Annotated in this window: 13 protein-coding genes and 1 pseudogene; 3 read left to right on the top strand and 11 right to left on the bottom strand. The window is 50.7% G+C overall.

The genetic code is table 11. From position 1 onward, the window contains the following. A partial coding sequence (locus BLV85_RS09050; protein ID WP_090414447.1) for a DcaP family trimeric outer membrane transporter occupies positions 1 to 1,152 on the bottom strand: 1,152 nt, incomplete at its 3' end. Between the two features lie 64 nt (positions 1,153 to 1,216). On the opposite strand from BLV85_RS09050, the gene BLV85_RS14885 reads away from it, so the two are divergent. Next, the gene (locus BLV85_RS14885) at positions 1,217 to 1,495 is read left to right on the top strand and encodes a hypothetical protein (protein ID WP_143032316.1); all 279 of its coding nucleotides are present in this window, start codon (positions 1,217 to 1,219) and stop codon (positions 1,493 to 1,495) included. Between the two features lie 64 nt (positions 1,496 to 1,559). Here BLV85_RS14885 and BLV85_RS09045 read toward each other — a convergent pair whose 3' ends face one another. The 9 genes from BLV85_RS09045 to BLV85_RS14880 form a co-directional block, all read right to left on the bottom strand. Continuing rightward, the gene (locus BLV85_RS09045; protein WP_090414445.1) at positions 1,560 to 2,078 is read right to left on the bottom strand and encodes a hypothetical protein; all 519 of its coding nucleotides are present in this window, start codon (positions 2,076 to 2,078) and stop codon (positions 1,560 to 1,562) included. Between the two features lie 116 nt (positions 2,079 to 2,194). Then, positions 2,195 to 2,722, bottom strand: coding sequence for a macro domain-containing protein (locus tag BLV85_RS09040; protein ID WP_090414443.1), 528 nt, complete (start codon positions 2,720 to 2,722; stop codon positions 2,195 to 2,197). A 147-nt stretch (positions 2,723 to 2,869) separates the two neighbouring features. Then, positions 2,870 to 3,832 carry an alpha/beta hydrolase gene (locus tag BLV85_RS09035; protein WP_090414440.1) on the bottom strand — a complete coding sequence of 321 codons (963 nt, stop codon included), beginning with the start codon at positions 3,830 to 3,832 and terminating at the stop codon, positions 2,870 to 2,872. Between the two features lie 215 nt (positions 3,833 to 4,047). Continuing rightward, positions 4,048 to 4,707, bottom strand: a complete 660-nt coding sequence (gene trhA, locus BLV85_RS09030) for a PAQR family membrane homeostasis protein TrhA (RefSeq protein ID WP_090414439.1) — start codon at positions 4,705 to 4,707, stop codon at positions 4,048 to 4,050. Between the two features lie 340 nt (positions 4,708 to 5,047). Continuing rightward, the gene (locus BLV85_RS09025; RefSeq protein ID WP_090414437.1) at positions 5,048 to 5,350 is read right to left on the bottom strand and encodes a sll1863 family stress response protein; all 303 of its coding nucleotides are present in this window, start codon (positions 5,348 to 5,350) and stop codon (positions 5,048 to 5,050) included. Between the two features lie 24 nt (positions 5,351 to 5,374). Continuing rightward, complete coding sequence (locus BLV85_RS09020; RefSeq protein WP_090414435.1) at positions 5,375 to 5,623, bottom strand: GlsB/YeaQ/YmgE family stress response membrane protein; 249 nt, start codon at positions 5,621 to 5,623, stop codon at positions 5,375 to 5,377. Between the two features lie 104 nt (positions 5,624 to 5,727). Next, positions 5,728 to 5,877: a hypothetical protein gene (locus BLV85_RS15195; RefSeq protein WP_176973987.1), complete on the bottom strand. Its 150-nt coding sequence runs from the start codon at positions 5,875 to 5,877 to the stop codon at positions 5,728 to 5,730. Positions 5,878 to 6,006: 129 nt separating this feature from the next. Beyond that, positions 6,007 to 6,225, bottom strand: coding sequence for a hypothetical protein (locus tag BLV85_RS09010; RefSeq protein ID WP_090414431.1), 219 nt, complete (start codon positions 6,223 to 6,225; stop codon positions 6,007 to 6,009). Positions 6,226 to 6,292: 67 nt separating this feature from the next. Beyond that, positions 6,293 to 6,436, bottom strand: a complete 144-nt coding sequence (locus BLV85_RS14880) for a lmo0937 family membrane protein (protein WP_143032315.1) — start codon at positions 6,434 to 6,436, stop codon at positions 6,293 to 6,295. A gap of 266 nt (positions 6,437 to 6,702) precedes the next feature. On the opposite strand from BLV85_RS14880, the pseudogene BLV85_RS09005 reads away from it, so the two are divergent. Together BLV85_RS09005 and BLV85_RS09000 are read left to right on the top strand one after the other, a co-directional pair. After that, positions 6,703 to 7,423, top strand: a pseudogene (locus tag BLV85_RS09005) (Crp/Fnr family transcriptional regulator). A 228-nt stretch (positions 7,424 to 7,651) separates the two neighbouring features. Next, a complete protein-coding gene (locus tag BLV85_RS09000; RefSeq protein ID WP_090414429.1) occupies positions 7,652 to 8,359 on the top strand; it encodes a Crp/Fnr family transcriptional regulator in 708 nt (235 codons plus the stop codon). 213 nt (positions 8,360 to 8,572) lie between these two features. Here the strand turns inward: BLV85_RS09000 and galU are convergent, their stop codons facing one another. Continuing rightward, the gene (gene galU / locus BLV85_RS08995; protein WP_090414427.1) at positions 8,573 to 9,460 is read right to left on the bottom strand and encodes a UTP--glucose-1-phosphate uridylyltransferase GalU; all 888 of its coding nucleotides are present in this window, start codon (positions 9,458 to 9,460) and stop codon (positions 8,573 to 8,575) included. Positions 9,461 to 9,624: the final 164 nt, after the last annotated feature.

Genomic DNA, 9,624 nt, shown 5'->3' with positions numbered 1-9,624 from the left:
CTTCTCAGAGATTGGGCGGGGTGCTCCACTATCACCGGCCATGGTCTTACAAAAGGCGCTTTCGGTTACCCACAAATTCTGCCGAGGAGCCAAAACTCTGCGCGTAGCGTACATATACTCCAATCCGAAAGTCGTCTGGATGAAAGGACTCCAGAGTAAATTCACATGGGCGGACTGCACCCAGTCATTGGCCGTATCCGGCGCAAGCGCGGGATTGTCGGCGAACGCATAGCCGTAGGCGACGCTTGAGCGCCAGGTGGGACTCCACCAATGCTGATAGGCTGCGAAACCGGCGAATACATTGACCAACCGCAGCGAACCTTGCGCATCAACCAGGCCATCGTTAAAGGCACTGAAGGAAGTATAACGCCCCAAGGCATTACCGTAGCTGGCCTGAAAACTGAAATGGTCAAAGCCGAACGTTCTGACTTTGCCGCTGATGCTGAAAGCACCACCCCATGCCTGTGAACTGGCAGAGTGATCGCTATAGCGGATCTGCCGCATCATGCCAGCTAGAGACAAAGCGCCCCAGGAAGGGTTGAGATTGAGGCGCACCACCGTATCCGGTACCCGATCGTTATCCATCTCCAGGGTTTCTCCGTCGGGCGCAGTCAGAACCGATTCTGGCTGCTCCAGAGCCAGCTGAATGTCGGCCTCCATATCTCCGAGTGCTAGCGGTTGCGTCCACCGTAAAAGCGGTTGACGGATGAATACACGCCCGGCTGGTGCGCCAAAGTCAAGCAGCTCGGGCAATGCGCCTACATGCATAAACGTCGACCAGGTCTGGCCTGCCAGAAATGGTCCCAACGTGCCGAAGGCATGCCGCATTCGGGGTGCATAGGAATTGGAAACGACCTGATTGCCGGGAGACTGGAAAGCGTAAAAATCCAGTTCCACATAGGTATTGAGATCGCCCCACCTGGTGGGTGTCAGGCTTTTGAACCAAAGCCGTGTCTCCCGCGGACTGAACGCCAGCTTGTTGCGCTGGCCCTCGCCTTTGAGTGGCACCAAACCGGGAAAATACAATTGATCGGTAAAGCGGTCGCTCCTGGCACTGGCGCTGTTGTAGATCGCATCCAACTTGACATAACCACCGAATCCCAGGGAGGTATCGGTTCCAGGAAATTTGAACGTTCCCTTCGCATCTCCCATAACAACTGGTTGCTCCACTGCGGGAACACCCGCCTCCGGCACGCCGGTCTGGTCTGAGCCACCCGTGACAACCCTGCCCCCCCTCGGTCTGATCGACTTCTGCCGGCCGGGAAGTCACCCTGGCCATCTCTGCCTCGGCCTTTTCCCGCTTGCTTCTTTCCTGCTCCAGTGCTTGTTCGAGAATCGAGACACGATCGGTCAGCTGCTTCACATGGGACTTCAACTCAAGTATCAGCGCCTTCAGTTCCGGCTCATCGGCCTGTACTGGCAACGCAAACAATCCCCAGCCCACGATCAGTGCGAGACAGTGCCAGCGCAATCTGGCGCCATGGTCTGTCATTGACATATCAGTCATCCACCTTTGCTTGTTCAACCCTCAGTAATCTTGCCTTTGTCATATGGTCTGGTCAGTGCGCGCGCCCATCAGCAGTTTCACGAAACAACGCATGACACTGGGTACAGACTGTTGCAATGCGCTCCAGGGTGCCTGGTATCGCATCGATGTAATTGTGCTCGGCCTGGGTCTTCAACGTCCCGATCTCGTTTTGCAGTTGATCCGCCAGGGTCAGAAACATGGCCCGCTGATCCGCTTCAAGTGATAAACGCGACAGGCTGTTGGTAATTCCAGCCACTGTTTGCGCCATCTCCTGTGCAATCCGCCCGATCTGTGCTGCCTTCCGGCGGCGCGCTTGGTCGATTTCCAGCTCGGTGCGCATGCGTTCGAACATCAAGTGGTCGATTTCGCGCATCAAATTCCGCAAACGCGCATCCTGAACGGCATGCGCAGAGGGCGCACCAGTCTGCGTCAATCCCGAAACAGGCAGCCGTTTGTCATCTGTGGTCGAGCAGGCCGCGACGACGGACAATCCAGCCGCCAGCCACCATCCCGGTGCACGCCGCCACATTGTCGCCAACTGGATAAACATGAAATCAATCACTTAATCCTTTTTTACCATCCGGATAGCAATAATGGCAGTCAACCGAAATCCCAAGATTGCCTCATGCAGGTTGCGTGGACCCTTGTGTTGGGTCATGTTGCCGCTTACTCGTCGAGCATGCGCTCGTACAGCTGATGGTCGGCGAGCGTAAACAAAACAAAACGAATATGCGTAACGGCCGAAAGATGCGGCAATTCATCGAAAATTGTTGTCAACGTGATCCTTGCAGCCGCTTCCGATGGATAGCCGAATGCACCCGTCGAGATGGCAGGGAATGCGACAGACTTAATGCCATGCGCTTCGGCCAGCTGCAAGGCGTGGCGATAACACGCAGCCAGCAGCCGGTCCGAAGGCATGTCGAGGCCATAGACCGGTCCGAGGCAATGGATGACATAACGGTTGGGCAGCTGGTGCGCGCTGGTAATGACCGCCTGACCAGGCTGGATGGGCGCCAGTTTCCGGCACTCTGCCTCGAGACCAGGGCCCGCCGCCCGATGGATGGCCCCGGCCACCCCGCCGCCGATACGCAACATCGCATTGGCAGCATTGACGATGGCTTCCATGTCGGGTTGGTCCGCGATATTGCCCTGAATACATTCCACGGTGATGCCATGGAATTCATGTTGCGTCATCTCATTCCTTCCTTGAAATGCTGCAGGCTGTCTGCCTCTGAACCATTTTCAGTATCAGCAGAATACATGCGATGTATCCTGCGCACAATTCAGTACGAGAGCCGCCATGCGCAGTGTACGTTGGTAGACCCTAAATGCACCATGCCTTTAGTGCGGCGACTGCCGGAAAGCGTTGACACGCAAATCGTAATCCAGTCCTGTCGTCTCTTCGCCTCGCCGACCGTTCAATACATGATCAAAAAAGTGCCTGACCGTATCATTGGTGTCCTTGCCCCATAGCTGGTGCGTCTTGCCGACATTCACTCCCGCAGTAAAATCAACATAGATTGCATTCGCCGCATTCAACGCCCTGACGGTTCGACCAAGCCGGTCTTTTTGAAAATTCGCATCCGACCAAGCGAGAATTTTGTCGTTCTCATTGACCGTAATATAAATTCTTTTTCCGACCTGGATATCCTCCACCCACTTTCGGTGCCCTTCGTTGTCACAGTCTGCCTGGCAGAGCACAGCATTGGTAAACATGCGCGTTTCACCATCATATATGGTGCCCTGCACATAATTCTGGAACAGGAAATTCCCCATGCTGTAGGTCATCAGGTTGAGGGAGACATCACATTCGAGCAACGCTTCGCGATTGAACGGCACTGCCAAGTAGGCAGCCAGTTTCTCGAACGCATTATCCAATGCGCCTGTAGACACCTGGGCCACGCGCTTGACAGCCTTGTATTCCTTGATTGGAATACCGCCGGTATTGGACGGCCAGGAAAAAAGTACCACTTCGACTTGATAACGCTCCTGCAACAGCCAGCCTTGCTCGAGCGTTTCGGCAAATGGTTTGTTATAGCCATGCACGTAGAACAAGCAGTTTTTGTTGTGCGCCTTGCAGCGATCCAGAACCGCCGAAAACTGTGTCTTACTCGGCAAGCCGGCACGATGCGATCTGGATTCCTGAACCAGCTCCAGCTTCCACTTTCCTGCCGCCTTGTGGGCGTTTGCCAACCGGATTTCATTGGGCCCCTTGTTGTTCAGCTGTTCACCGAAAGCATTTTCGTTGCCCATCCCGCTTCTGGCAAACTCCTGTTTCAAATTACGATTACTGATGACAAGCATGATCGCCACTCCTTTAAAAAATGCGCATTACCGGCAAAAGCCCGCGCTGCCACCGCATCTGTGCTGATCCCGGTTCCCCTGCCTTTGGCCTGCCGGGCGCAATCGCGCTGGCCAGATGGCAAACAGACAACTGGTAGGTTTATGCTTATGAAGCCCTGTGCAGCCTGGATGCAGTGCGTTTTCGCCTGCCGCTGGTGCTCGCCGTCGCGTGCATGCTAACCAGCCGCGTACCAGAACACTGCAAAGTAATGGCATACAGTGCCCACCATTACAAACAAATGCCAGATGAAATGACCGTATCGAATACGCGAATCGGTCGCGAAGAAAAATACACCGATAGTGTAAGCCACGCCGCCTGCAACCAGCCACAGAAGACCAGATAAAGGCATGCGGGTATACATCGGATATATTGCGATCAGAATAAGCCACCCCATGAGCAGATAAAGACTGGCAGAGATGATCGGGTTATGCATCTTATCAAACGCTTTAATTGCCACCCCGACAGCAGCAAGACTCCAGACGATCCCAACGAGCGACCAGCCCCACGGGCCACGCAGCACTCCCAGTGAGAACGGCGTGTAGGTGCCGGCGATAAGTAGAAAGATAGCAGAGTGCTCGATAATCTTAAACACACGCTTGCCCTTGCCTCTCGGGAGAGCATGATAGAGAGTGGAAGCAAGGTAAAGCAGTACCATGGTTGCCGCAAAGAGACTCACACCGACGACGAACCCTGTGTCTTCGTGTCGAGTTGCATGCATAATAAGAAACGGGGTTCCCACGAGTGCCGCGACCAGCCCAATGCCATGGCTAACGCTGTTCGCGATCTCTTCCCCCGGGGACTGTTCACGCTCGGGTACTGGAAGTAATATATTCACGATATTTCAACTTACGGTTTAATGGGAACACGTAGCACAACTTGGCGAGCTATACAAACACCCCCATGGAGGAAGCATCTAAGCATCATTATCACGATGGCCACGGTGCTGCGCGCCTATAGGAGAGACCGGTACACTATCGTTGAAAATCGGAGTTTCAAACTTAAAGAGATTTGCTTCGGCGTGTATCAGATTATTTTGCAAGCACATCGCATGGCGATGGTAGCCACACGATGACATGGCACATCCACATAAAGCAATGCCGCATGCTTACCCTGCACATGCCAAAATCACACATTTCACACCGTTGATCAGACAAATCCAGTGCTAAAATCCAGCACTAATTTTTAAACTTATCTTTCAACTTTGCAGCAGTATCTCGTACAGCTTCACTTAATTTATCCCATGCGTTCTCTGCACTATCCTTAAGATGCTCCCATGCATCATCGCTTGCTTCACCCAGTTCCTTCATTTTGGTTTTCGCAGCTTCAACTTTATGCTCAAGGTCCCCTATCTGCTCATCATATTTGATTCGGGTATCGGCCGCAGAACCCTTCGCCTCAGCATTCAATTCTGCCAGTTTGGCTTGCGCCAGTTCCACTTCAGCTTCCAACTTTTGTTTGTATGCTTCTTTCGTGCTCATGATGCATCTCCTATGTTAATCAATTCATGCTTGATTCTTAGATTTCGTGATCACCCAAACCAGAAGCAACAACGCTGCGGCCCCGACTATAGCGGTTACTATTGAGCCGATAACCCCCAATAGACTGAACAAGAGACCACCTGCAATAGCACCGACAACACCAACAATAATGTTACCCAGAAGACCAAATCCCCCTCCTTTCATCAAAATTCCAGCTCCCCAACCTGCTGCTGCACCGATTACAATAAAAATCAATAATCCTGCATAGTCCATGAGTTTCTCCTCTGGTTTATCAGCACTTGGAAATAACCTGCTTATGCATGACTCAGTATCTGTGTTGCCAAAGATCAGGATAAGCAAATGTATTATGGTACATGCTAATTGGCAGCATCTTTGACGCTATCATTGATGTCTTTGATGTCTTTGATGTCTTTGATGTCTTTGCCAATTTCTTCAAGCTTATCACTCGCGTCTTCCCCAGCATCAAGGATTTCCTCACCAAGTTGCTGATCAAATACATCATCCACATTATCCTTTCTTTTTCGGTACCTGTTTGTGATTGACCGCAAGCAGGTATCACCAGAATTGCTGCGCTGACTAAATCGCATAAATAGATGGTTATGTATCTTTCATTTCTCGGTATCAGGTTTTGATATCTAGCTTTTTCTGCCTACAACCAGCAGAATCCCGCCAACTAGAATCGCGCCGACGCCGGCCCAAGCAGGCACATTGATATATTGCTTTTCATCAACCGATAAGCTCAGCGCCCCCAAATCAGCCCTGTGAGTCTCTGTGACAAAACTAAAACCACCATATACAAGTGCCAAAACACCTGCGATGATCAGTATGATTGCTACAATTCTCAATGAGCCCATCTCGCTCTCCTCTAAAAATAATGGCTAATTTTTCCGAAACCGTAACCCAACATTCCAGTTTTGCAAGCTATCTTCTGCCTTGAATGACACGAACCAGAATCACGATGACTGCTATGACCAATAGAATATGAATAAACCCACCCATGGAAGTCGATGAAACCAGCCCTAGCACCCACAGAACTACTAAAACTATCGCAATGATTTCGAGCATTATCGTATCTCCAGTAATTTTTGGCAGGAACCCACTGTTTATAAGACTATATGTTATAGATCGTTAAGTCTGTGCGGTGGCGCACACATAGTCAGAACTCATGTTTCCTGTTTTTCGTTACCGCATCACGCATTTATTTTCCAAGAATGACTGGAGTTAATACTCTCTCTGGATAGGGCTCGCTTTACGATCACAAGGAAAGTAGCGAAGAAGTACTCTTTGGGTTACGCTAACAAATCCTCTATTCAGACATGGGCTGGAAACATATGCACAAATCCCCCGAACCACAACAAAACCATCTTCTGGCCGCTTTATCTGCGGAAATTCAGAGGCGTCTATTTCCTCATCTTGAACTTGTGCAGCTACCGCTTGGCAAGGTTTTGTATGAATCTGGGGATGCCTTGCGTTATGTTTATTTCCCGACCGACTGCATCGTATCGCTGCTCTATATGATGGAAAACGGCGCTTCGGCGGAAATATCAGTGGTAGGGAACGATGGCATCATCGGCGTCACTTTATTCATGGGCGGTCAAAGCACTCTCAGCCGGGGAATTATACAAAGCGCTGGTCATGCATACCGGCTATCGGGACAACAGTTTATGGATGAGTTTAATCGCCATGGCGAGCTTTTACTACTGATGCTGCGCTTATACCCAAGCCCTGATCACACAAATGGCTCAGACGGCAGTGTGCAATCGTCATCACTCAATTGATCAGCAACTATGCCGCTGGCTTCTGCTTTCGATAGACCGCTTGCCAAGCAATCAATTGATAATGACTCAGGAACTGATCGCCAATATGCTCGGCGTGCGCCGCGAAGGTGTCACCGAAGCAGCTGGAAAGTTACAGAAACTTGGCGTAATCGAATACAATCGAGGGCATATCAAGATACTAGATCGGCCCAGACTTGAACAATTGTGCTGCGAATGTTATGCCGTCGTCAAAAAAGAGACCAACCGCCTGCTACCCTACAAGTATCCACACTAAGTTAGTTCGGAAAATGGCTGTAGCTTAATCACCGCCTACACTATATCGCTGAACAACTTGTTTAGTTCTTTTCTCAAGCATTCTATTAACCTACCCTTTGTGTCTTAGCGAACAGACAATAATGTAATTGTCGATTAAGCTTCATTATTTTTGGATTTCCCAGCACCTTTTTCGCACTGTCTATTTAATTTGTTAGCTTTCTTTATGCTATTACAACAGGGTATTTAAATGTCTGCGGCGGAAGCGGCACAAGTTATCAACCAACTGATTGAGCGGTTGCCACGCAAGGAACGAAATGAATTTTTAAAATGCTGCGAGCCGGTAGAGCTGGTTTTCGGTACTACTTTGTGTGAACCCAATCAGCCTTTTCAGAGTGTATACTTCCCGCTTTCCGGTTTTATCTCACTGCTGATAAAGATTGGCGATCATCAACCACTGGAAACAGCGCTTATCGGTAACGAAGGTATGCTCGGCGCAACACTCGCATTGGGCGTCAAAACCGCACCAATGCGTGCAGTAGTGCAAGGTGCTGGCACTGCGTTAAGAATGACTGTCGCGCAGTGCCAGATGGAATTGCGCGACAGCACCAACTTGCTGCGTATATTTAACCGCTATCTGTATATACAGATAGCGCAATTATCGCAAAACGGCGCCTGCTCCCATTTCCATAAGGTTGAGCCACGGCTGGTACGCTGGTTGTTAATGACGCATGATCGTGCACACGCTGATCATTTTTATCTCACACATGAATACCTTGCTGACATGCTCGGCGTGCGCAGAAGCAGCATCACCATCGCTGCAGGTATGCTCCAACGGAAAAAGCTTATCAGCTATAACCGGGGTAAGATTGTTATTCTTGACCGGAAAAGACTTGAAGCAGCTTCCTGCGAATGTTACGACATCATGAGCGGTCACTATGCAAGGCTGCTGGCTTAGCCCGGATTCTGGCTACCGTTCTTCTCGCGCAGGCCAGCAAGGAGCCGTGAAGGAATAAGTGTGACAATTGGGCGCGTCTGGCGGGATGCAAGGCGAAAGGAGGAGTCATAGCAAGGCTATGGCGACGACGAGTCACGCCGCAGTGCGCCCGCCAGATGCGATCCAAGTGTTACAGTTATTTATGAGCGACTCCTAAGTACTACAATATCCAGGTTAAACACCCTCCCGCGCTTTCAACCAGTCGGAGAACTCGCCGCCCAGCTGCGGATGCGCGGATGCAATGTCCACGCTGGCCTGCAACAAGCCCAGCCTGCTGCCACAGTCATAACGTTTTCCGTGGTAACGGTAAGCCAATACCTGCTCCGAATCAAGCAGAGCGGCAATACCATCAGTGAGTTGTATTTCACCACCCATACCGCGAGGTTGCGCGCGAATGCGCTCGAACACTTCTGGAGTCAGGATATAACGTCCCGCGACGGCCAGGTTACTCGGTGCAACGCTGGGATGTGGTTTCTCCACCAGGCCGGTGATCCTGAGAATATCTGGCTTTAACATCTCTCCTTGCACGATACCATAACGACCAGTTTGATCATTCGGTACTTCCTGAACTGCCAGAATACTACAACGATATTGATCGAAAAGGCCGGTCATTTGCTGCATGACGGGTGGGTCGCCGACCATCAAGTCGTCGGCCAACAATACCGCGAAGGGCTCGCCGCGAACCAGACGTTCGGCGCACAATACGGCGTGACCCAAGCCTAGCGCCCTGGACTGTCGTATGTAGATACATTCCATGTCGTCCGGCTTAATCGCATTAACGATCGCAATGAGTGCATCCTTGCCATGAGCAGCCAGCTCAGCCTCCAGCTCATAAGCCGTATCGAAATGGTCTTCAATGGCGCGTTTATTACGGCCTGTTACAAAGATCATTTCACGTATGCCCGCAGCATAAGCCTCTTCCACTGCGTATTGAATAAGCGGCTTATCAACAACCACCAGCATTTCTTTCGGTGAAGCCTTGGTAGCCGGCAAGAATCGCGTTCCCAAACCAGCAACCGGAAAAATCGCCTTGGTGACAGCCTGTTGATTACTGTTATGCATGAATGCACCCTCAAAAAATTATTATTTGATATTGGTCTCATTCCGTTTGGTTATCAGGTAGCCTGGAAAAATCACCTAAAGTCCGTCAGAAGCGGAAGCAACGCATTGTTGTGACGAAATATCAATTTCTCAAGATGCCCCCTTAGTGCGCCTCCCTTCAGTAA

Origin of the sequence: Nitrosomonas halophila (assembly GCF_900107165.1) — a bacterium.
GTDB lineage: Bacteria > Pseudomonadota > Gammaproteobacteria > Burkholderiales > Nitrosomonadaceae > Nitrosomonas > Nitrosomonas halophila.
This window is presented reverse-complemented; position numbering and strand designations above follow the sequence as displayed.

Bases quoted from the DNA above. Each gene is read 5' to 3' on its own strand.
- BLV85_RS09035 (WP_090414440.1), bottom strand. From the start codon at position 3,832: ATGCTTGTCATCAGTAATCGTAATTTGAAACAGGAGTTTGCCAGAAGC.
- galU (WP_090414427.1), bottom strand. From the start codon at position 9,460: ATGCATAACAGTAATCAACAGGCTGTCACCAAGGCGATTTTTCCGGTT.
- BLV85_RS09045 (WP_090414445.1), bottom strand. From the start codon at position 2,078: ATGTTTATCCAGTTGGCGACAATGTGGCGGCGTGCACCGGGATGGTGG.
- BLV85_RS14880 (WP_143032315.1), bottom strand. From the start codon at position 6,436: ATGCTCGAAATCATTGCGATAGTTTTAGTAGTTCTGTGGGTGCTAGGG.
- BLV85_RS09010 (WP_090414431.1), bottom strand. From the start codon at position 6,225: ATGGGCTCATTGAGAATTGTAGCAATCATACTGATCATCGCAGGTGTT.
- BLV85_RS09000 (WP_090414429.1), top strand. From the start codon at position 7,652: ATGTCTGCGGCGGAAGCGGCACAAGTTATCAACCAACTGATTGAGCGG.
- BLV85_RS09040 (WP_090414443.1), bottom strand. From the start codon at position 2,722: ATGACGCAACATGAATTCCATGGCATCACCGTGGAATGTATTCAGGGC.
- BLV85_RS09020 (WP_090414435.1), bottom strand. From the start codon at position 5,623: ATGGACTATGCAGGATTATTGATTTTTATTGTAATCGGTGCAGCAGCA.
- BLV85_RS09025 (WP_090414437.1), bottom strand. From the start codon at position 5,350: ATGAGCACGAAAGAAGCATACAAACAAAAGTTGGAAGCTGAAGTGGAA.